Source organism: Pseudomonas sp. LB3P93, assembly GCF_054898025.1.
This window is the reverse complement of record NZ_CM142713.1, coordinates 837,307-860,582: the sequence shown is the minus strand read 5'-3', so window position 1 is coordinate 860,582 and position 23,276 is coordinate 837,307. Positions and strand designations below refer to the sequence as shown.

The window sequence follows — 23,276 nt, the reverse complement described above, 5'->3', positions numbered from 1 at the left end:
ACGGTTTGCCCGCCCTCCCGCGGGCTTTTTTTTTGGCCTTCCGATTGATTAGCTGCAGGTTGTCATCCAAACCCTGCGCCCTGGATGCAAATCGCACCCGAGCGCTTTATTGGGTGTACCATCGATGTCTGTCCATCAGATATCAGTTAGCCATGTCCACGCTAAGCGAAGAGAGCCGCCAGATCGTAGCTTCTCTGGCGCACCGTGTTGGCCCCGACGCTGACATCGCAAGGATCGCCCAGGCGATCATGTCAACCTTGCGGGATATGGAAGTAGCCCTCACGCCCATCATCGGCCAGCAAGGGGTTGCCGCGCTTTATCGCCGCAGCCTTCACCTGTGCGCCTCTACTCATCCGCGTTTAGCCGGTACCTGCGACAAAGTGCCGGCCGGCATGGACCTGACGGCCCTCAAGTCCGTAATTGTTGAGCTAAGCAACGCCGATGCGCTGTTTTTCGGTGAAGTGTTGCTGACTACCTTTTACGAGCTGCTGTCCACGCTCATCGGGCCCTCGCTCACCGAACGTTTGCTTCGTGGCATGTGGGAACCTTCTTTGAGCGACACCCCTTCGCAGGAAAATTCGCCATGAGCACCAAAGTGACTATCAACCGCCTGGCCACCGGCGTGCCAGGACTGGACGAGGTGCTGGGCGGGGGATTACCGGAGTTTTCGTTCAACCTGATCGCCGGCCCGCCTGGCTGTGGCAAAACCACTCTGGCGCATCAGATGATGTTCGCCCTGGCGACCCCCGAGCGCCCGGCGCTGTTCTTCACCGTGCTGGGAGAGCCGCCGTTGAAGATGCTGCGCTATCAGCAGCAATTCGATTTTTTCGACAGCGAAGCGATCAACCAGTCGATTCGCTACATCAACCTGGCCGACGACACCCTGGCGGGGAATCTGGACGAGGTGCTGCGGCGCATCGTCAGCGAGGTGGAGGCTCACTCACCAGGGCTGGTGTTTGTCGACTCGTTCCGCTCTGTGGTGCTGGCCAGCCAGACCCAGGACAACCCCAACAACAACCTGCCGCAGTTCGTTCAGCAACTGGGCATGTTGATGACCACCTGGCAGGCGACGACCTTTCTGATCGGCGAATACTTCACCGAATCCGACACCAACCCGATTTTTACCGTGGCCGATGGCCTGATCTGGCTGCGCCAGAGCGTTCAGCGCAACTCCATGGTGCGCAAGATGGAAATCATGAAGATGCGCGGCCAGCCGACGTTGCCGGGGCTGCATACCTTCCGAATTGCGACGTCGGGGATCAAGGTCTTTGCACCTGCCGCCGTCAACCCCGTTGAAGCACCTCTGGAATTCCCGATCAAACGCCTGAAAATGGGCGTGCCGCAGCTCGATGAAATGCTCGGCGGCGGCCTGCCCCGGGGGTATTCCTTGCTGGTGGCCGGTCCGTCCGGCTCGGGCAAAAGCATTCTGGCGGCGACCTTCCTGGCCGAAGGTGCGCGCAATGGCGAAACCGGTGTGATCGCGGTGTTTGAACAACGGCCGAATCACTCCCAGAACACCACACTGGCGGGGCTGATTCAGAGCGGCCAGGTCGGTCTGGTGGACAGCCGTGCGCCGGACCTGTCCATCGACGAAATCGTGCATTTGCTGCTCAGCGAGATCAGCCGACTGAAAGCCACCCGTGTGGTGATCGATTCATTGTCGGGTTTCGAACTGGCGCTGGCACCGACCTTCCGCGAAGACTTTCGCGAATCGCTGTCGCGCATGGTCACCGCACTGACCAGCATCGGAGTCAGTGTGTTGCTGACCTCGGAACTGGAAGACCGCTACACCGACCTGCGCTTCAGCCCCTACGGCACGGCGTTTCTCACCGACGCAATCGTCGTCCAGCGCTATATTGAAGTGCAGAGCCGTTTGTTGCGCATCATGGCGGTGGTCAAGGTTCGGGCCAGCGCCCACTCCGATGAGTTGCGCCTGTACCGCATCGACAATAACGGCCTGCAGATCGGCGAGATGCTGCCGGATCAGGAAGGGTTACTGGGAGGCCGGCCAACCCGGCAGCTCAGCAAGGACGAGGGGTAAACCGGGACTATGACTGAGGCCAATGGCACGAACGCGCAAACGATGGCCACGGCCGCTCGTGAGTTGTTCCTGATCGGCCAGAAAACTGTCGAAGCCCGTGCTGTGCTGGCGGCGCTGCAAAAAGAATTGAGCGATACCAACAACCGGCTGGTGGATGCCCAGCAAATCGAGCAATTGGTCGAAGCCAATCAGCAATTGGTGCTGGCCATTCTGCTGGCGCAATCGGATGCGGAAAAACCCCAACGCTCGCATGAAGAGCAGCAGCTGTTCCTGGAGATGCGCGAAGCCAACGCGCAATTGGTGATCGCCGCCCTCAGCGCGCAAAACCTGCAAGCCTCGGCGGAACACACGCTGGCGCAGCAACGCAACATCCTCACACTGGTTGCCCATGAACTGCGCAACCCGCTGACGCCCATCAGCATGATCGCCGGCCGACTGGTTCGGGTTCCCAGCGAAGAGCTGCCGCGCATGCAGGCGTTGATCGAGAGCCAGGTGCAGCACATGACGCGGCTGGTGGATGACTTGCTCGACGTGTCCCGCGCCAGTACCGGCAAGCTGCGCCTCGATTGCCGAATCGTCGACATGGTGCAGATCATCCATGAGGCCATCGATGTGTGCAGCCCGGTGATGAACACCCGAGACCTGCGCTTCAGCGCCGAACTGCCCACGTGCCCGCTGTCGGTAAACGGCGACCCGGTGCGGCTCACGCAGATCCTCGGCAACCTGCTGGGCAATGCGGCCAAGTACACCCCCGCGCAGGGCCATGTCACGCTGTCGGTCACGGCCAGGGACAACGTGCTGGAGATGAGCATTTGCGATGACGGCATCGGTATTTCCGCTCAAGCCCTGCCGTTTATCTTCGAGCCGTTTGTGCAAGACGTGCACGCCGTCGGTTTCAACGGTGCAGGCCTTGGCATTGGCCTGACGGTTGTTCGCGAACTGGTGGAAGCCCATGGCGGCACGGTGATCGGCAAGAGTGACGGCGACGGCAAAGGCAGCACCTTTATCGTGACATTGCCGCTGGCGGTTTGAGTTTTCCCGTTGGCCACGTAATGCTTGCGCGACGATCCCCACGAACCGGAGCGCCCCATGCCGCTGTTGTCCCTGCCCTGTAAACGCTTGACGCTGGCGGTGCTCGACCCTGAACAGGCGGCACTGGAAAGCGACTTCTACCGGCGCAACCAAAGGCACCTCGCCCGGTGGTCGCCGATTCGCCCCACCGATTACCACAGTGCTGAAAACATCCGTCCGCGCCTTGAAGTGCAAGCCAGCGCTTTCCTGGCGGGCCTGGCGGTGCATTTCGCGCTGCTGGATCCGGACAACGGCCAGATGATCGGCGCCTGCAACTTCAGCGGCATCAATCGCGGGGCGTTTCAGGCCTGCTATCTCGGTTACCACATCGACGAATCCCGTCAGGGCCAGGGCTTGATGCAGGAAGCGCTGGAAGCGGGCATCGGCTACATGTTCGATGAGCAGAAACTGCACCGGATCATGGCCAATTACATCCCCGGCAATGAACGCAGTGCACGGCTGCTGGAGTGCCTGGGATTTGAACGTGAGGGCTACGCCAAGGCCTACCTGAGTATCGCCGGGCGCTGGCAGGATCATGTGTTGACGGCGTTAATCAATGACCGTTTTGAAGCCCCGGAACAGCGCTGGTCCAGACGTCTCTCGTAATACTCACAGGCCGTTCACAATTCGTTAAGCATTCGCCCCGTATGCTCGAGCTTCCCGGTCCACCTCTCGGTAGCCAGAAGTCTATGACGCGTCCCGCCACTTCACTGTTTCTGCTTGCCGCTGTGCTGTTTTTCTTTGCCCTGGGCAATCATCAGTTGCAAGGTTCCACGGAGGCCCGGGTTGCCGGGATCGCCATGGAAATGCACCTGGATAACAACTGGGTGACGCCACGCTTGTTCGGCGAACCGTTTCTGGAAAAACCGCCCTTGAGCTTGTGGCTGGATGCCGGCGCCATCCGCGCATTCGGCGGCACACCGTGGGCGGTGCGGCTGGCATCGGCGTTCGCCGGGTTGTTCAGCGTGATGCTGTTGTACGCGATGCTGCGGCGGTTCGGCCGGCCCAAGGCGATTGCCTGGACCGCCGGCATCCTGCTCGCGACCATGGCCAGTTACTGGAGCAACGTGCGCGGCGTCGGCGAAGACGCGTTGCTCGCTCTTGGCGTGTCCATGGCGCTGCTGGCGTTCTTTCAGGGGCAACGACAGTCGACGCTCGGCAACGCGTCGCTGTTTGCCTCGGGAATTGCCATCGCCACCTTGAGCAAAGGCGTGCTGGGCCTGGCGATGCCGGGCGTGGTGATCTTCACGTATCTGCTGGCCGAAACGTTGATGGACAAGCGCCTGAAACTCGCGGATTGGTTGCGCCCCGGTTTACTGACGCTTGCGGGACTGATCCCGCTGATGATCTGGCTCGCCGTGCTGTATCAGCGCGGTGGCGCGCAGGCCGTGGGGGAAGTGCTGCTGACCAACAGCGTCGGTCGCTTCAGCGGATCTTTCGTCGAGGCCGGGCATTACGAGCCGTTCTACTACTACCTGGCCAAGCTGCCCCAAGCGTTTCTGCCGTGGAATATTCTGGTGTACCTGGGGTTGTGGCATTTCCGAAAAAGCCTGATGGCCAATCGTTATTTGCTGTTTTTCACCCTGTGGATCGTGGCGCAGTTCGTGATGCTGACGTTGGCGTCGAGCAAGCGCACGGTGTATCTCATGTCGATGACGCCAGCGGCGGCAGTGATTGCCGCGGAGTACGCGAGTGTTCTGTTCGAGCGTCTGAAGGTACGCGAAGGGGCTTCGAACCTGCTGGGTCGCATCGCTCGGCATCGACGCGGCGTGGCCATTGGCGTGATCGGGTTGGTGATCGGCAGCTACCTGGCCGCCGCCCAATGGGCACTGCCCCATGCCGATCGCAAACTATCGTTCTTGCCGTTGACCGCGCAGATTCAGACGATGCAGGCCAACGGGCAACACATCGCCTTGTTCCAGGCCAACGAGCGGGTGGGCGGCGCCAGCGTGTTCTACACCCAGCGAGTGCTCAAGGGCCTGGACACCGAGGCGCAACTGCATGAGTTTCTGACCGCCTCTCCTTCCAACGTGGCGGTCATGTCCGGTGAAACCGAACCGGCCGCGCCGCTGAAAGTCCTCAAGACCATGAAGGTGGGGCGTCAGGCTTACTACTTTGTAAACCAGTAAGCGGCTCAGCGATCGGCCGTTCAGCTTTTTGCAGAACCGGCATCTCCAGCCGCGCTCGGCCGTAAAACGCCAATGCCGTCAGCAAACACGCCAGCCACACGAAGATCCCGGCCCAGAAGGTGTGGGACATGTAGTGCCAGCCTTGCAGAACCCGCGTCGTGCCGTAGACGAAACCGAGCAGCAACGCGCCGTACATCAGCGCTTTGGAATAGCGCCAGCGGTACCGGCGAGCCACGAAGTACAGCGCGAGCATGGTAAAACCGCCGGAAGCATGGCCACCCGGCCAGCAACGGCCATCACCGGCTTCCTTGAACAGCTGGAAGTTGTTGTACCACTCCACATGGGCCATTTTCCCACCGTAGAGGGTCGTTTCAATCGGGCAGTACACGCTGGTATGCGACTTGAGGAAATGGATCACGCCGGTGCAAATGGCAAACGCGAAGACCACAAACAGAAAATCCCGACGATGTTTATAGGCAAATCGGAGCACCGCCGCCGCTTTGCTGCGTTCCAGAAAGTGGCCGAGACGCGGATGCTTTTGCGTGTTGGCCAGCGGCCAGACAAACGACAGCATCGCGCCGATCAAGGCAATCTCGCCAGTCCAGTTCGGAATGATGCGCGCCCACTTGTGAGTGAGCTTTTCAAAGAAGTGAACCTTGTCGAGCGGAAAGATCTGGGCGACGGGATCGAACAGCAGGTTACTGAAGGCGATGTCGATGTTAGTCATGTCGAACATCAGGAACACCACGGCCGCGCAGGCCAGCGGGATACCGAAATTCACCCAGTAAAACCGGTTGCGGGAAGACGTCAGCATGGTGTGTCCTGATCCAGAGGAAATACTCATTCGGAGGTCACCGAGCGCCAGTCGGAGGCTTCGATGAAACCGAGCATGCGCGGTGCTTTAGACGTTTTGGCGGAGATAAACAGAGACGCGCCGTAACCGAGCGTGGAGGTCGACAATTTGAGGTCTTTTTCGAGTTGCGCCATGCATTCGCTGTGGGTCACCAGAATCAGATTGCGACCGGCCACTTTGTGCGCAAGGGCATCACGCAACATCGTGCCTCGGCAACTGATCAGCCAGTCCTCGCCCACACCGACCTTGTTGAACATGTAGCCGGCCGTCTGTGACGTACGGATCATGGGGCTGTTGTAGATATCGGCCTTTTCCAGCCCCAATTGTTCGAACTGCGCCCCGACACTCACCGCGACGCTGCGCGAACGATCGGTAATGCCATCGTTGCCGCTCAGGCACGCGGCTTTCGAGTGATCGCAACGCTCGACATGGCGTACCAGCACGATAATTTCGCCTTTGGCCCAACCCTTGGCCAATGCTCGCGCGCCCGCCACGTTGCCATGCGCCAGGTCCGGCACTGCGGCCGGCTGCAACAGCCATACGGTCAATGGAATCACCAGCAGCGCCGAGGCCAGCACCACCGAGGTATTTCGATAACGGGACAAAACGCTCAGATTGATCGAGCGTTTGATCCCGAACAGATTCAGTCTCAATTCCACATCAAACGGCCTCACCCGCATGCATCACTGTCATTCGATGCCACGAGGGTAGAGAGGCGCGCGTCGACAGCCAGTGAAACCCATGTGAAAAAAAGCTTAAGCCGCCCACAAAAACCTTGTTACAGAATCTGTCCGACAAAAACCTTTCAGCTCTCGCGATTGCTGCCGATAAAGGCCTGCTACACACCCTTTGCTGGCACCTAAAAACAACAATCTTCCAGCCAACCGACGATCGAAAGCGCAACGTTCCTGGAGGAATTTGATGAATAGCTGGTTCGGCAACATCAGCGTGAACATGAAACTGGGCCTGGGGTTCGGCTTGGTCCTGGCACTCACCTGCGTACTGGCCCTGACCGGCTGGACGAGCCTGGGCGGGTTGATTGACCGCAGTAACTGGATGAGCGACATCACCCAGCTCAACTCCGGCTTGACCAAGCTTCGTGTAGTTCGCCTGCAATACATGCTGACCAACGGCGATGAAACCGCCGCTCAGAACGTACAGACCACCCTTGACGCCTTTTCCGCTCAGCAACAATCGCTGTTGTCGAAGTTCAAGAGCCCGGAAAACCTCAAGCTGCTCAAAGAGCAAGGCTCTTACATCGACGCCTATAAAACGTCGCTGAACAAAATGCGCAGCGCTTACCGCACTGGCAATAGCGCCCGCGACGCCATGGCCGCCAATGCTGAAACGGCCAGCACGCTGATCGACGCCATCAGCACTCGCGTGCAACAGATGCCCCTGAGCGATCAGCGATTCGAGCAATTCCAGGCCGTCACCGCCGCCAAGGAAGCGTTCATCCTGGCCCGCTACGAAGTGCGCGGCTACACCGCCACCACCAATGCCGAGACCGAGCAAAAGGCCGTCGTCCAACTGGATTCAGCAATTGCCAGCCTGAAACCGCTCAACGTACAGTTTGCCGAGACCCAGCAAGACGCCCTGCGTCAACTGGAAACCGCGCTAGGCAACTACCGCAGCGCGTTGCACGCCTATAAAGCGGCCAACACCGATGCCGTGCAGGCCCGCAAGGAAATGACCGACCAGGGCGCCGCCATCGTGACCCTGAGCGATCAGATGTATCAGATCCAGCTCGATCGTCGTGACGTCGAAAGCGCCCAGGCGCGCACACTGCAACTGATCAGCACATTGCTGGCGTTGCTGGTGGGTATCATTGCTGCCGTGATCATCACCCGTCAGATCACCGGCCCGTTGCGCGACACCCTGGCCGTGGTCGAGCGCATCGCCAGCGGCGATCTGTCCCAGGACGTCAAAGTGACGCGCCGCGACGAACTCGGTGTGTTGCAGCAAGGTATCGCGCGCATGGGCGTGACCCTGCGTGACTTGATCACCGGCATCCGCGACGGTGTCACTCAGATCGCCAGCGCCGCTGAAGAATTGTCCGCCGTCACCGAGCAAACCAGCGCCGGCGTCAACAGCCAGAAGATCGAAACCGATCAAGTGGCCACCGCCATGCACGAAATGACTGCCACCGTTCAGGAAGTCGCGCGCAACGCTGAAGAAGCCTCCCAGGCCGCAGCCGCCGCAGACGGCGAAGCTCGCGAAGGCGATAAAGTGGTCAACGAAGCCATCGCCCAGATCGAACGTCTGGCCAGCGAAGTGGCGCGTTCCACCGAAGCCATGAGCGTGCTGCAACAGGAAAGCGACAAGATCGGCAGCGTCATGGACGTGATCAAAGCCGTCGCCGAACAGACCAACCTGCTGGCCCTCAACGCCGCGATTGAAGCCGCGCGTGCCGGTGAAGCCGGTCGTGGTTTTGCGGTGGTTGCCGACGAAGTCCGCGGCCTGGCCCAGCGCACACAGAAATCCACCGAAGAAATCGAAGGCCTGGTGGCCGGTCTGCAAAATGGCACCCAACAAGTGTCGACCGTGATGAACAACAGCCGTGCCTTGACCGACAGCAGCGTCGCCCTGACCCGCAAGGCTGGCGTGTCACTGGAAAACATCACCCGCACGGTGTCCAACATCCAGTCGATGAACCAGCAGATCGCTGCCGCTGCCGAGCAACAAAGCGCCGTGGCCGAAGAAATCAGCCGCAGCATCATCAACGTGCGCGACGTGTCAGAACAGACCGCCGCCGCCAGTGATGAAACGGCTGCGTCCAGTGTTGAACTGGCGCGGTTGGGGGGGCAGTTGCAGCAGATGGTGAGTCACTTCCGCGTGTAACGCCTCGATCCTGCCCCTTCAGTACCTTGCTGGAGGGGCAGTGGCTTACTGGCGAATTCCATTGCCATCACCCTTCAAAATCCTACAGTCTTACTGCCCCTCTTCCCCTGCCCAGTGACGAAACTTCCAGCCTCCCCTGAACAGAAGAGCTGACAGCGTTCCCCCCTGCTAATCCGTAATGTCGATATCTCCACATTGGAGATTCATCGGCATGGACGACAATCCCGCAGTTAACACACCTACCGATAACAAAGAAAAATCCTTGCTCGATACGTTGATCGGGGCCTTCGCTCCCGAGGGTGAATCGATAGCCTTTGAAAAACTCTTCAAAGAAAAGCTGAACATCACTTCGGTGTTCGACCTATCCGAGATGACCGAAGCCGAATTCAAGGATCGTCTGGACACCGCGATCAATAATGACGAGAGCCTCAAAACGCATTCGGCCAGCATCGACACCGCAGCACTCTACAAAGACGCCAGATGTTACGCCGCCCAGATCAGCCACCTCTACCGGGAGCAGCGGACGTCGGATGGAACGGCGCAGGATCAGTGGCACCCGTTGGGCATTCGTGCGGTCGAGAAACAGGGCCCCACCTACACCCATCTGTTCAAAGAGAACTGGGACGACGCGTGCAAGAACGACTCGATCGCCGCCATCGATTCACCGGTCGCCTACCTCAGAGCGCTGTACCGGTTTGCCCTGCAACTGGAATCCAGCGCCTCGTCATCAGCGCAAGAAAAAGCCAACCGGATTGCACTGGCAAAACGCCGTCCGGATCTCACTGATCTGTCGATTGATCAGCAAAGCACCTTCACCGCGCAACCGATGCTCGGGATCGTCAATGCAATCCTCGACCAAAATATTCAGGACGCGCTGAAGACCACCGAGGACCAGGGAAAATCGACCTATGACGTTTTAGCGCAACGGTGTTACCCCTTCGCCCTTCCGTACGAGTTTTTTCATCATCAGTGCCTGCTGGGACTGGGCTCGAACAAACCGTCGCTTGGAGAGCTGAATTACCTCGCCAGCGAATACCTTCCTGTCACGCGCTACTACGGCTCCCGGTTTGGCACGGTGCAGAACGCCTCCTCCGATCAGGCTCAGCGGCTGATGTCCGGGCTGGGCCCGCAACAACAGGCGCTGCTGATAGAACTTCCATGGGCCCAAAGGATCCTGACAGATACGGCGTTTGCCAAACTCTCCCCCGAAGAACAGGGCAAGCAAAAGGACAATTACTGGGAAAAGATCTACGGCACGGCCTCCATTTCCGAGCTGAAAAAAATACAACCCTTCCTTGAGCGAACCGAACTCAAAGCCGAGCAACTGGAGGCATTGTTGGCGCAAGGCAAACACGCGCCATACACGTCTGAGCATTATTTTTTGTCGGCGCCTTACTCCCAGCCCTATGGCGCCCGTTACGTAAACGGTCCGCTCGTGGTCGCTGAAAAAAGCATGGCGCTGGACAGCGATAAAGGCCCCGGGGAAATTGCGAATGCGACCGAGGACCAACTCGAACGCGTGCATCGAATGATTCGCCTCCAGCGCTGGCTCAACATCCCTTTCGCCGACTTGGACAGCCTGCTATGCAGCGCATTTGAATCGAAGCGGCCACGCAACGCCCCGATGCAACTCGACGGCTATGCCATCCGGGCTCTCGGTATTTATCGTTACCTGAATCGAAAGTATTCGATCACGGCTGAGGAGTTTGCCGCGCTGCTGCATCAGGTATCACCCTGTGCGACCGGCGATAACATCGCCCTGTTCGATAAGGTGTTCAATCAGGCCCGGGTATTCGACACACCGTTGAAGCTCGATGGTCGCGCCTTCCTCGCGGATAACTCAGACCCCGCCTCCCACACCATTCTCCAACACTTGAGCATCAGCCTTGGCTTGCCTTTGACAGAGGACTCGCTATTGCGGGTCGTCAGAAGTACGCAGAAACACCTGGGTTCACTCAAATGTGATTTGCCCACGCTGTCGTCTATCTATCGCCAGGCACGCATCGCGCGGATGTTCGGTGTCTCGATCAGCGAAAGCTCGACGCTGGAAAATCTGCTGGGAGGGGAAAGCATTGCCAGGAGTCTGGCAACCGGCGACAACCTCCTCGACGTCCTGATGCAGTTGGACTGGATGACCCGCTGGATCAAAGAATCCGCCTACGACATCCCCATGCTGCAACGTGTTCTTGAATTGCAAACCAGCGCCGATTATCCGTTGGGAGATTTGCAGCAATACCTCACCAAATTCAGGGCCGACACGCGCGAGCGTGTGGTCACGGTACAAGAGTGGGCGGCGTTGGCATTGCCGGGGAACGTTGACTGGCGGGCGAAGCTGGCCAGTACCCTGCTTGATGACAAAGGGCTGGTAAAAAATTTCGCCCCCACGATCAAACACGATGTACCGCAGGCGTTGGCCGTTGCACTGAACCAAGTAGTCGATGACGCCACCCTCAAACTGGACGAGGATCCCGAAAAAAACCGGAAGGCCAAAGACGAGTGCAAGCAGAAACTCAAGAAGTTGCTCTTGCTGGCCCACGACCGTCAGCAGCATCTGATCGAAGCGTTTCTGCAGGAAACATTCCTGCTGCCCATGAACTGCGCAAAAGACGTAGTGATTTGGGCGAGTACCTCGGTCCATCAGATTCTCACCGCGGCCCTGGTGTCTAAAGACTCACATGACCTTGCGCGCACATTGCATCCGCTGCTGCGCCATACCGAGGCTGCTGTCCGGTTGCAGTTGAGCAACAAGGCATTGCGTGCACTTCTGAGCACTGCTCGCTGGCTGGACACACCGGATGGACAACTGAGGCTGTCGTTCAAAACCTTGTATCTGTTCGATCGCTTTAATCACTTCATGAGCACTTATCAGCAGTCGGAAGAAAACCTGCTGAGCTACCTGGAGTTCGCCAACTTCTATGGTCGCGAGGCAAGCGCAGTCAACGAACGCCTGGCCCAACTCCTGAACTGGACAGTGGCAGAAGTCAGCGTGCTCACGTCGTATCTGCCGCTCAGAAAGGCCCAAACCATAAAGGACATCGATTGGGTCATGCGCTGTCACGACGCCTGTAAAGCCACCGGGCTTGGCACGACCGCGCTGCTCGGTGCTGCGGCGCTCGACAACAACAGTTCGGCCGCTCAATGGAAAACGGTCGGTGAAGCCATCATGGCGGCCAGTCACTAATCTCGATACATGCTCAAGGAATGAACATGTCTGTTGCTATTGAAAAACAACTTAACGAAAGCCTGCGTGATGCACAGCTCGGGCTTTATCTTTCGGCGATTGTTCCGCAAGACAAGACACTGCAAGCGTTGAAGATCGCAAAACACCTCAAGACGGCCGATGACCTTTACCACTATTGGCTGCTTGATGTGCTGGTCAGCCAGGACGTGCCGACGAGCCCGGTCGCCTGCGCGATTGCCAGTCTTCAGCAGTACATCAACAGCATTCTGGCCAACATGGAACCGGGTTATCACACCGCGCAGATTCCCAACGATCAAGTCGACACCTGGCGCACGGTCCTGCATCACTATCAGGCCTGGGCGACCAATCAGCGTCTGTACTATTTCCCGGCGTCCTACCTTGATCCCACGCTGCGCAAGACCCGAACCGCGAGCTTCGGGCAACTGGAAAATGACCTCAACCGCAACCAGCTCACGGCCGAGTCCGTGCAAACGGCTGTGCTGGCCTATCTGACAAGGCTGGAGGAAGTGGCCAACCTGCAAATCGTCAACGGTTACATCGACGGCAGCGATTTCGCCAACAGCACTTACTACTTCATTGCCAAATCCCGTGCTGCCGATACGTGGTATTGGCGCTCACTGGATATGGCTTGCCGCCCCTTCGTGGCCGGCTCCCGGACTGCCAAATATGATGCGCCGGAACCGCAAGCGTGGTCCGACTGGCACCGCATCAATCTGCCGGTTTCCGACAGCACCATCGAACACACCATTCGCCCGGTCATGTTTAACAATCGCTTATACGTGATTTGGGCGGAATGTATTCATCAGGATCAGGCGAGCAAAGAAGATAACAAGAACAAAACCTTTCCCTTGTTTCGTCTGAACTTCTGTTTCAAAACATATGAGGGGAGTTGGAGTACACCGCAGACCTGCGTGCAAAGTTACGCGGACTCGGACCCGATTCGCGAGCAGACCCTGGCGCAGTTACTTGAGAGTACACAGACCATTGCTGTTCATGATAAATCGTCTGCCTCGACATCATTGCTCATTGCGCTGTATGTCAACGGAGATCCCCGGGCTCTGACGCCGCTCACCCATATTTTCTGGATCTCGTCCCATATCGACAAGGATTGCGTGGCAACTCGGACACTTCGACCCACCGGAATAAAAAAATCGGAGGACGCTGGACTGGTAACACTTGCCGAGCTGTGGCCAGCCAAATGGAGGAGATCGCTCCAGTGCCCTCTCTCCCGATTAACGTCCGAAACTGATCAATCGCTGAGACAAGAAACGCCCTGGATTGGCACTTGGAAGGACTCTGAACTAGGCACGACTAATTTCATCGACTTTGCAGCGTCTGGAATAGCAGAGAGCGAAACCAGCACTGCCTTGATGCGTGCCCCCATCCGAATGAACATCACCTTCGCCAGGCACCTGATCGAGCGCGCAGAAGACAGCATGGACACCTTGCTGAGCTGGTCCTCTCAGCACCTGCAAGAGCCCCCCTTCGAAAGCGGCAAACCGCCCGAGCAACTGGACTTCTACGGCGCCTACGGTCGCTACTTTGTGGAGTTGTTCCTCTACCTGCCCTGGCTGGTGGCACACCGCTTTAACCAGGAGCGCCAATACGGCGAAGCCGAACGCTGGTTGCAGTACCTGTTCAATCCGGCCCGAAAAGCAGTCAGTGGCAGTAACCCTGACTACTGGAGCGCAGTGCCCCTGATCACCGGCACGCCCAAGCCCGGCCAACCCAGCTACGCCCTGCAGGGACCACAGGATCCGCACCAGATTGCACTGAGTCATCCCGTGCACTTTCGCAAAGCCCTGTACATGCTCTACCTCGATATTCTGCTCAATCGTGGCGACACCGCTTACCGCCAATTGACTCCCGACAACCTGACCGACGCAAAGCTCTGGTACCTGCGCGCACAGGATCTGTTGGGCCCGCGACCGGATGTCAGGCAAACCGATCTCTGGGCAACGATCACATTGAAAGCGTTCAGCGAGGAGCCCAATACAAAACTGCGTGCGTTTGAAAAAACCTTGGGAGATGCAGGCAAGCACCTGTCGACAACCGTCGCCCCAGAGCAGGCCCCTCAAGTGTGTGTTCGCCCCTACGTCCATTCACATTCTGCCCATGCGATTGACGCACCGCATTCGCGATTGCCCTTCAACCCCGTGTTGCTCCCACGCTGGGAAAAGCTCGAAAGCCGTCTGCATAACCTGCGACATAACCTGGACATTGTGGGTCGCCCCCTGAGGCTTGCGCTCTTCGCGGCTCCAGCCGCTTCAGACAAACAACTCGGCACCAACCCTTCTCGCGCTGCGGAACCCGGTCTGGCTCAACGTCTGGGCACAGAGATCCCGCCTTACCGTTTCAGTGCCCTGCTTGCCCATGCCTTGAGTGCGGTAGACACGGTGATTCAGTTCGGCGAAACGCTGATGTCGTTCATCGAGCGCAGTGAGCAGGCCAGCTATCAGGAACTTCAGCAACAGCACCTCTGGGATATCGCCACCATGGCGGTAGACCTGCAGACCCAGGCCCTGAAGATCGATCAGAAAACCCGGGAGGCGTTACTGGCCAGTAAAGCCATCGTCGAAAACCGTCGTGACTACTACAGTCAGCGGGTCAACGAGGTCGTCAATCCGGAAGAAGTGATGGCCGCCGCGTTCCATCTGGAGGGGCGTATCGCTGAAGCAGGCGCCCATGCGGCGCATGCCGGCGGTCAGTGCCTGAAAGTGGTGCCCAACATTTTTGGCCTGGCAGACGGCGGGGCTCGCCTTGAAGGCGGGCCGCTCGCCATGATGGCCATGGCGCAAGGGGTGGCTACCGCTGCCTATGGCGCGGGCGAAGCCCTGGAACGTGCCGCGCAGTATCGACGCCGCCATCAGGATTGGACCCTCTCCCTCGATCAGTCAACACTCGAAATCGCCCAGATTGATGCGCAGCTTGCACTGGAAGTTGAACGAGAGACCGCGTCACGACTGTTGTTACAACAGACTCAGACGTCGCTGACTCAAGCCCGGACCTCTTACGACTTTCTTAGCCAGCGCTTTACCAACTCACAGCTTTACCAGTGGTTCACCCACCAACTCTCCAGCTTCTACTACCAGGTGTATGACTCGACGTTTTCGCTGTGCCAGTTCACCGAACGCAGCTGGCGCTACGAGACGGCCGACACCACCACTCAACCGTTCTTCCAGAACCAGACCTGGAACAGCACCTACCGTGGACTCGGCCCCGGCGAGCGTATGAAGCTGGGCTTGATGAAGATGAAAAATGCCTGGTTGCTGGGCAACGAGCGCGAGCTGGAAATCCGCAAGACCGTGTCGTTAAGCAAACTCCACCTGAAGGAAAACGTCACGCCGTCGATCAACAAACCCTGGGAAGGTACGCTCGCAGCAGACAACACGCTCATCAAAGGAATGAAGGCCATCCTGCTGGAGACGGGCATATGCGAGTTTGAATTGACGCAGGCCCTGTTTGATAACGATTACCCGGGGCACTGCCTGCGCCGGATCAAGACCATCAGTGTTTCCTTGCCGGCCGTCCTCGGCCCTTATGAAGATATCCGCGCCACGCTGACCCAGACCGGCAGCGACGTCGTCCTGCCCGGCGCCGACAAGACGGTCATGAAAAGTCTGCGCGCCAATCAGCAAATTGCCCTGTCGACAGGCATCGACGACAGTGGTCTGTTCACTTTGAGCTTTCAGGACGAACGCTACCTGCCCTTCGAATACACCGGAGCGGTGTCGAAATGGCAGTTGTCATTCCCCAATCATGCGGCTCAGAAAAGCATGCTCGAATCCCTGACCGACATCATCGTGCACGTGCAGTACACCGCCAGGGCAAATGGAGGTGCGCAATGAGCGATCACGGCGCCCTCCCTGTCACGCCTCCGGCCTTGCCCAAGGGCGGAGGGGCGATTCAAAGCATCGGTGACGGCCTGGGTGCAATCGGCTCCAGCGGGAGCGCTTCCTGCGAAATTCCGCTGCCCATTTCACCCGGTCGCGGATACGCCCCGGCCATTGCCTTGCGCTACAGCAGTGCTCAAGGCAACGGGGTGTTCGGCCTCGGTTGGAAACTGTCTCTGCCGACCGTCACACGGCGCACACAGTTGGGCGCTCCGGCCTATACCCGCGATGATTTGTTCGTCGGCCCCGACGGTGAAGTGTTGATGCCTGAGCGGAACCGCACCACCGGCGTGATCGAGTCCAGCCAAAAGCTTTACAGCGACGGCACACGGCAGGTGGAGCACACGGTCGTGCGCTATCGACCGCGCATCGAAACCGCTTTCAACCTGATCGAGCATTGGTCCAGCCCTGCTGACGAATCGGGCTTCTGGCTGATACACAACGCCGACGGCAGCCAGCATCTTTTTGGAAAAACGTCATCGGCACGTCGTGCAGATCCCGATGCGCTGTCGCATGTGAGCGAGTGGTTGCTTGAAGAGAGCATGAACCCTCATGGCGAGCATATTGTGTATGAGTACAACGTGGACCCTACCTCGACGAAGGGCCCTTCCGATAGCCGCGCCCAGCGTTACCTTGGGCGGATACGCTATGGCAATTTTGAAGCTGACGCTCAGTTGTACTTAGGCAAAATCGGGGGGCTCGACGAAGTACGTTGGCATTTCGAATTGTGCTTCGACTACGGTGAACGCAGCACGACACTGGATGAAAAATCCGCGTATCGGGCAACAAAAACGTCGCCGGAACGTAGCGATCCCTTCTCGGATTTCTCCTATGGGTTTGAGCTGAGAACCCGACGTTTATGCCGGCAGATTCTGATGTTTCATCACTTCCCCGATGAAACATCGATGGGACCCGAGCCGGTATTGGTCCGCCGCAGCGTGATCGAGTATCAGACCAGCCCCCATTCCTATAGCTGCCTGAGCGCAGCACTGGACCAGGCTTACGACGAGAACACCGCTCAACTCCATCCTCCCCTCGAATTCACCTACACCGACTTCTCGCTTGAACCTGACGTTCAGCGCTTCAAGCCATTCGAGACGCTGTCCGGGCTCAATCATCAACAGCGCTTTCAATTCGTCGATCTGCTGGGAGAAGGACTGCCCGGAGTGCTGCACCGTTCCGACAAAAGCTGGCGGTATAGCCAACCGGTGCGCGATGACCTTGGAGGGGATCACGTCACGTATAGGGCGTTGAGCGATTTGCCGCACTTCCCGTTAGCCGACAGCCGCAAACCCGTCCGACAGTTTCTCGGTAATCTCAATGCAAACGGTCGCCCGGACTGGATCCTGGCGCAACCGGGGCTCGGTGGATTCTTCACGCTGAAACCCAACGGCAGCTGGTCGAATTTCACCTCGCTTGACGCCGTTCCGACAGAGTTCTTCCATCCACACGGACAACTCGCCAACCTGATGGGCGCCGGGCTCAACGATCTGGTCATGCTTGGCCCGCGCAGTGTTCGCCTGTATGCCAACCAGAAAGGCAGGGGCTTCACCTCCGCAGCCGAAGTCAATCGCGGGGCTGATGAGGATGACTTGCCGCTGCCTGGCAACTCATCCCGCGAACTGGTGGCCTTCAGCGACATTCTGGGCAGCGGACAACAGCATCTGGTTCGTATCCGCCATAACGAAGTTAAATGCTGGCCCAACCTCGGTCGCGGACGCTTCGGCAAAGGTCGGGTGATCGCCACACCGGATCTTTCATTGGAAGAATTCGACGCATCGCGTCTTTTGCTGGCCGACCTGGACGGTTCTGGAGGCGCAGACCTTATTTATCTGGAACCCCGCTGCGCGCGGATCTTCATGAATCTGTGCGGCAATGGCCTGAGCCCGGCGATCGACGTGCCATGGCCCGCAGGTTTTAGCTATGACCGGTTCTGCCAGGTCAGCGCCACCGACCTGCAAGGACTCGGATGCTCCAGCCTGGTTTTTAGCGTGCCGGGGGCAACGCCACGGCATTGGCGATGCGATTTCGTCAGCAACAAACCCTACTTGCTGCAAACGACCAACAACAACATGGGTGCCAGCGGCAGCATCAGCTACCGCAGTTCGGCACAAGAGTGGCTGGACGAAAAAAAACAGGTGCTCAAAAACAAGAAAACGGCGGTTTCACGCTTGCCGTTTCCGCTGTTTCTGGTCAAGCAGCAGACTCGATTCGATGAAATCACCGGGAGTGTTCTAACCCGGAAATTCAAGTATCGGCGCGGTTTCTACGACGGCACCGAACGTGAATTTCGGGGGTTCGGCCTGCTCGTGCAAACCGATATGGGTGGTGATAAAGCAAGCAATCTGCACTCTGTGCCGACACTGACCAAAACCTGGTTCCACGTCGGCAACGAAGTTGATCTGATGATCCATGATCGAGACTACAGCGACGAAAAATCCGTGCTGCTCAAAGGCACTATCCAGAACCTGGGCGAAAGCTGGACGCCGCGCAGCGACCGGCATGTTCCGGCCAACACCTGGTCCAGAGCCCGTCGGCGTGAAATCGCCCGGGCGCTTAACGGACGTATTTTGCGGGTAGAAGTTTACGGCCATGATCAGGGTAACCAGTCAAAGCTTCCGTATTCGGTGCAACAACATCGCTACAAGGTCAATGAGCTCAAGGGAATGGGCAAGCACAGCCCTTATTCGATCCTGCACCCGGTGCTGGTGGAGTCGATTCACTATCAGTACGAGCGCTTCCCGCAAGATCCGCGCTGTACCCACACGATCAATCTGAACTGGGACGCTTACGGTTACCTGACCCACCATCTGGAGGTCAGCTACGCCCGGCGCACAACAACGGTCGATGCCAGCCCTTTCACCGATCCCTGGGAGAAAAAATGGTGGGCCGACGCCCATGACGAAGCCCAGCAGTTCTTCTACGTGGCCGAACATAAAGCCCAATTCATTCACATCACCACCACGCAGAACAGGCGGTTGGGCCTGCCTTATCTGCAACGCACGAATGCGTTGAAACTGCCAAAAGCACCGCTGGCCGGAGGCCTGGTTCCTTCGGCCATCAACCATGAGGCGTTGCTGATCCTGAGTGCTTCGGCTGCATGGAAAGCGCGACTGGTCATGACCGGCCTGTCTTTGCAGCGTTATGGAAAACCAGATGCCAGTGGTCCCTTTGCGGATGGGCAGGCCAGTGTCGAAGCGTTGGTCGATCACACGGAAACAGCCGAGCTTAATGAGTTGGCGCTGAAGGTTTACGACGTACTCAAATCACAGGCTCCGTCTTTTGATTTGATCCGACGCCTGGAAAACGCTGGCTATAAAAAAATGCCCATCGCCTTACCGGGCGATGCTGAGTGGGATAAGCGGGACAAACTTTGGTCGGTACGCCGCCACTTCGTCACGTATAACGAACTGAATGGTTTTTTCAAACCGTTGAGTTTTAAACAGAGCCCGCAACAAGATCCAACCGACTTCACCCAAGACCCATATTTCTGCATGACCACCAGCGTCAAACTGCCGGACAACTGCACGACCACAGCTTCCAATATCGACTACCGAATACTCCAACCCACTCGGGTCACTGACCCCAACAACGTTGTCCAGGAAGCGTCGTACGATGCATTCGGGCAGGCTCACGCCATCACCCATTTAAAAAGCAGCGCCGATGGCAGTATCGGGTTCGCACCACTCTCCACCTATATCCCTCGCTATCACGGCCGGCCTGACCTCGCTATCGAAAACCCGGAGCAAGCGTTACAGCAAGTCGCCAGCGCTTACTTCTACGATGCGTTCAGCTGGATGGGTCGCATTGAGGTCGCAACACCGCAGGACCAGGAATGGTGCAAAGCTGCAATTGCCAAAGGCGATCTGCTGCCCGGTGGGTACATCCGCGCCAGCGCCCGTGCGCGCATCAAGAAAACACCTTACGAGCAAGCACTCCAGGCGAAGATCGAGAGTGCTCAGCGCGAACCAGTCCACTGCGCCACGTTGCAGGCTGATCGATACCTGCGCGATCCCGAAACGAAACAAATTCGCATCGTTATCGCTTGTTGGGACGGCTTGGGCCGGCCGCTACAAAGCAAACAGAGGGTTGGGCGAGGAGCAGCGTTAGCGGTCAAAGAAGACGGCACATTGGCATGGGCAAACGGCAAACCGCAGGAACACGAAGTCAGCGTTCGCTGGCGTGTCACCGAGCGCACTGAATACAACAACAAGGGCCTGGTGACTCGCACATATCGGCCGTACTTCAGCGACCGGCATCGCTATATCAATGATGAATCCCTGCGCAAATCAGGCCTTTGCGATCAGTATTTTCATGATCCCATGGGTCGACTCATTCGCGTCATTGATGCCAAGGGTGACGAGCGTCGTCACACCTGGCACCCCTGGTATTCCATCACCGAAGACGAGAACGACACCCAGCCTGAGTTGCCGGCTCAAGGAGGTGCGCAATGAACGTCAATGTCCATCGCCACACTCCAACCCTGAACGTCATCAATGGCCGTGGTCTTGCGCTGTGCGAAGTTCGTTACTTGTGCAATGAATCGATCAAGACGCCAGAAGCCCGGATCACGCGTAACCGGCATGACATCAGCGGACAGATCGTTGAGCATTACTCGCCCGCGGCCCGTATGGACTTGAACACCGCGGACTCAAGGCAAGTCAGCAGCCTGTCGGGGGCCACGCTTCTGATCGACAGCATCGATGCCGGCTGGCGTCTGACACTTTTTGGCGAGGCTGGCCAGGCGCTGGACACCTGGGACTCGCGCGGTAGCCATTGGCAAACCGACTACGACAACCAACTACGCCCACTGACAATCCACGAAGAATCCACACAACAATCCCGCCAGGCCATCGAGCGTTTCACCTACGCTGCCAGCTCAACCGACGATGTGAAAACCAACCGGTGCGGAAGGTTGATTCGCCATGACGATCCGGCAGGCAGCGTGATTTTTTCCGAGTTTGACCTGGCGGGAAAACTGCTCAGCCAAACGCGCCATCTGCTAAAAGAACAGCAGGCCGCCCACTGGCCGGAAGATCTCGATGAGCGCACGGGTTTGCTCGAAAGCGGTACCGGCCATACCACCACCTGGCGCTACGCTCCGACCGGCGAAGTCCTCGAGCAAATAGACGCCAAAGGGCATACGCAACGCTTCTGGTTTGATGTCGCCGGTCAGCTGGAGAAAGTCTCCCTGCAACTTAGTGGCACCGATCAACAGAGGCTGGTTCTCGATCAAGTCAGCTATAACGCGCAGGGTCAGATCGAATCCCAGGTGCTGGGCGGCAAGATCACCAACGCGGCGATGTATGCGCCTGAAAACGGCCGCATGATCCAGCGAAGCCTTTCACGTACAAACACCCACGTGCTTCAGAAACTGCATTACGCCTACGACGCAGTCGGCAATGTGTTGAGTGTCGAAGACCACAGCAAACCCGAGCAGCACAATGCTAATCAACGCGTAAGTCCGGGCAGCACTTATGGTTACGACAGTCTGTATCAGTTGGTCAAGGCGACCGGCCGGGAAGAGCAGACAGCAAGCATCCGCGCGACGATGCCTGCCTGGCTATCCAGCCCGGCAGACCGCAGCCGACTGCTCAATTTCACTCAGCATTACACCTATGATGAACGCGCCAACCTGACCAAGCTGCAGCATCAGCGCGAAGGCAATAATTACACCCGCGAGATGCGCATCGCCCCCAACAACAATCGTGGGCTGTCATGGAATGCAGGAGATCCGCCACCCGACTTGGCAACCGGCTTCGATGCCAACGGCAATCTGCAAGCACTGCAAGCCGGGCAACCGCTGGTATGGAACGCGCGCAACCAATTGCAAAGCGTGACCTTGGTGGAGCGCACAGAGCAGGAGGCGGATACGGAAAGCTACCTCTACGACGGCAGCGGCCAGCGCGTTCGCAAACGGCAAACCCAAAAGGCCCACGCCCTCACCCACTGCCGCGACGTCCTGTATTTGCCTGGCCTGGAGATCCGGGAAAGTACGATGGAAAAACTCGAGGTCATCACCGTTCAGGCGGCGAACTGCAACGTTCGGTGCCTGCACTGGAGCCTGGGAACACCGTCAGGCATCACCAATAACAGCTTGCGCTTCAGTTTCGACGATCACTTGGGTTCCAACACAATGGAGCTGAATAGTGAAGGCAACCTGATCAGCGAGGAAGGCTATTACCCCTTTGGCGGCACGGCGTGGAGAGCGGCGCGTAATGTGCTGGAAGCGAAATACAGAACCCTTCGTTACTCGGGAAAGGAGCGTGATGCCAGCGGGCTGTATTACTACGGCCAGCGATATTACGCGCCATGGTTGCAACGATGGATCAGCCCGGACCCGGCGGGCACGACTGACGGGTTGAACCTGTATTGCATGGTGGGGAACAACCCGGTGCGCTTTGCGGATTCGCGGGGGCTGGTACGCGATGATCTGGTCAACGTTCCCATCGTGCAGGACTACTACGATCGGTTTTCAGAAAAAACCGTTTCGATGACAGACGCCCCAAGGCAACTGGCAGAAGCGAAGGAAGGGAAACTGGCCTCGCTGAAAGCTCAATTTCCCAATCGAACGAATCTTCTGACCTCCAAGGAAATTGCCGGGATCGAAGCGACTCGTCCAGCGTTCAAGGCCTATACGAAAAAGAAACTGAATGAGTACACCGCACACGCTGCCGTCACTACCGCAGACGGAAGCTTTTCGTCCTGGGAGCATTTCAACTTCCCTGAACAGCTGGGGGACAGGCCCTATCCAGGGATCGCCCTCTATCGCAATCCTTTCCCCTCAACAAGCGGGCCAGGGGACGTGGGGATCTTTGAAGTCACCCAACCAGAAACCTTCATGGCTCAAGTTGAACGCGATTACGCCAATCAGAATGACGTAGCCCTCCACCCGGCGCTCGCCAGGGACATTCGCGACCATTTAGGTCACTCCGGACATTTATTCCCCATCCAGTCCGGCACTCCCGGGCGTCATGCGGAAGTGCGGAGCAGGAACGCTTTGCTCAATCAATCGCCGAGTGCAAGCGTCCTGCCTGAAAACATCTTTGTGATGACTCAACGACTCAAGGGAATTTCCAATTCTGAGTCAGCAACCGATTTCCCTACCTGTATGAACTGCAATGCCTTGATCCCCAGGGACATCAACATCCCCACCGGCCGACTGGAGCCCACCGACTACGCCGCGCATGTGCAATCGATGCGGTCATCCAGAACCCATTACCTGCACGCCGCCAATCCGTAAACC

12 protein-coding genes and 1 pseudogene are annotated in these 23,276 nt (G+C 58.0%); 11 read left to right on the top strand and 2 right to left on the bottom strand.

Annotated elements, in window-relative coordinates; translation table 11 throughout:
- The first annotated feature begins 152 nt into the window (after positions 1–152).
- From ACYZT8_RS03660 to ACYZT8_RS03640, 5 genes are all read left to right on the top strand, one after another.
- Positions 153–587 carry a hypothetical protein gene (locus ACYZT8_RS03660; RefSeq protein WP_461979331.1) on the top strand — a complete coding sequence of 145 codons (435 nt, stop codon included), beginning with the start codon at positions 153–155 and terminating at the stop codon, positions 585–587.
- Positions 584–2,041, top strand: coding sequence for an ATPase domain-containing protein (locus tag ACYZT8_RS03655; protein WP_461979329.1), 1,458 nt, complete (start codon positions 584–586; stop codon positions 2,039–2,041). Before ACYZT8_RS03660 ends, ACYZT8_RS03655 begins: the two co-directional genes overlap by 4 nt.
- A gap of 9 nt (positions 2,042–2,050) precedes the next feature.
- A complete protein-coding gene (locus ACYZT8_RS03650; RefSeq protein ID WP_461979327.1) occupies positions 2,051–3,073 on the top strand; it encodes a sensor histidine kinase in 1,023 nt (340 codons plus the stop codon).
- A 57-nt stretch (positions 3,074–3,130) separates the two neighbouring features.
- Positions 3,131–3,718: a GNAT family N-acetyltransferase gene (locus ACYZT8_RS03645; RefSeq protein WP_461979325.1), complete on the top strand. Its 588-nt coding sequence runs from the start codon at positions 3,131–3,133 to the stop codon at positions 3,716–3,718.
- Between the two features lie 83 nt (positions 3,719–3,801).
- The gene (locus ACYZT8_RS03640; RefSeq protein WP_461979323.1) at positions 3,802–5,241 is read left to right on the top strand and encodes an ArnT family glycosyltransferase; all 1,440 of its coding nucleotides are present in this window, start codon (positions 3,802–3,804) and stop codon (positions 5,239–5,241) included.
- Here the strand turns inward: ACYZT8_RS03640 and ACYZT8_RS03635 are convergent.
- Both ACYZT8_RS03635 and pmrG read right to left on the bottom strand, forming a co-directional pair.
- Positions 5,192–6,055, bottom strand: coding sequence for a phosphatase PAP2 family protein (locus ACYZT8_RS03635; RefSeq protein ID WP_461979321.1), 864 nt, complete (start codon positions 6,053–6,055; stop codon positions 5,192–5,194). The genes ACYZT8_RS03640 and ACYZT8_RS03635 overlap by 50 nt on opposite strands.
- A gap of 26 nt (positions 6,056–6,081) precedes the next feature.
- Complete coding sequence (gene pmrG, locus ACYZT8_RS03630) at positions 6,082–6,753, bottom strand: lipopolysaccharide core heptose(II)-phosphate phosphatase PmrG (RefSeq protein WP_461979319.1); 672 nt, start codon at positions 6,751–6,753, stop codon at positions 6,082–6,084.
- 262 nt (positions 6,754–7,015) lie between these two features.
- Between pmrG and ACYZT8_RS03625 the strand changes: the two are divergent.
- From ACYZT8_RS03625 to ACYZT8_RS03600, 6 genes and pseudogenes are all read left to right on the top strand, one after another.
- A pseudogene (locus ACYZT8_RS03625) lies at positions 7,016–8,029 on the top strand (methyl-accepting chemotaxis protein); the annotation flags it as partial.
- A gap of 42 nt (positions 8,030–8,071) precedes the next feature.
- Positions 8,072–8,935, top strand: a complete 864-nt coding sequence (locus ACYZT8_RS03620; RefSeq protein ID WP_461982362.1) for a methyl-accepting chemotaxis protein — start codon at positions 8,072–8,074, stop codon at positions 8,933–8,935.
- A gap of 211 nt (positions 8,936–9,146) precedes the next feature.
- Positions 9,147–12,116, top strand: coding sequence for a Tc toxin subunit A (locus ACYZT8_RS03615; protein ID WP_461979317.1), 2,970 nt, complete (start codon positions 9,147–9,149; stop codon positions 12,114–12,116).
- A gap of 20 nt (positions 12,117–12,136) precedes the next feature.
- Positions 12,137–15,985 (top strand): Tc toxin subunit A-related protein, encoded by a 3,849-nt coding sequence (locus tag ACYZT8_RS03610; protein ID WP_461979315.1) that lies wholly within the window; start codon positions 12,137–12,139, stop codon positions 15,983–15,985.
- The gene (locus ACYZT8_RS03605) at positions 15,982–20,484 is read left to right on the top strand and encodes a SpvB/TcaC N-terminal domain-containing protein (protein ID WP_461979313.1); all 4,503 of its coding nucleotides are present in this window, start codon (positions 15,982–15,984) and stop codon (positions 20,482–20,484) included. The genes ACYZT8_RS03610 and ACYZT8_RS03605 overlap by 4 nt, the downstream gene beginning before the upstream one ends.
- A complete protein-coding gene (locus tag ACYZT8_RS03600; RefSeq protein WP_461979311.1) occupies positions 20,481–23,273 on the top strand; it encodes an RHS repeat-associated core domain-containing protein in 2,793 nt (930 codons plus the stop codon). The genes ACYZT8_RS03605 and ACYZT8_RS03600 overlap by 4 nt, the downstream gene beginning before the upstream one ends.
- The last annotated feature ends 3 nt before the right edge of the window (positions 23,274–23,276 follow it).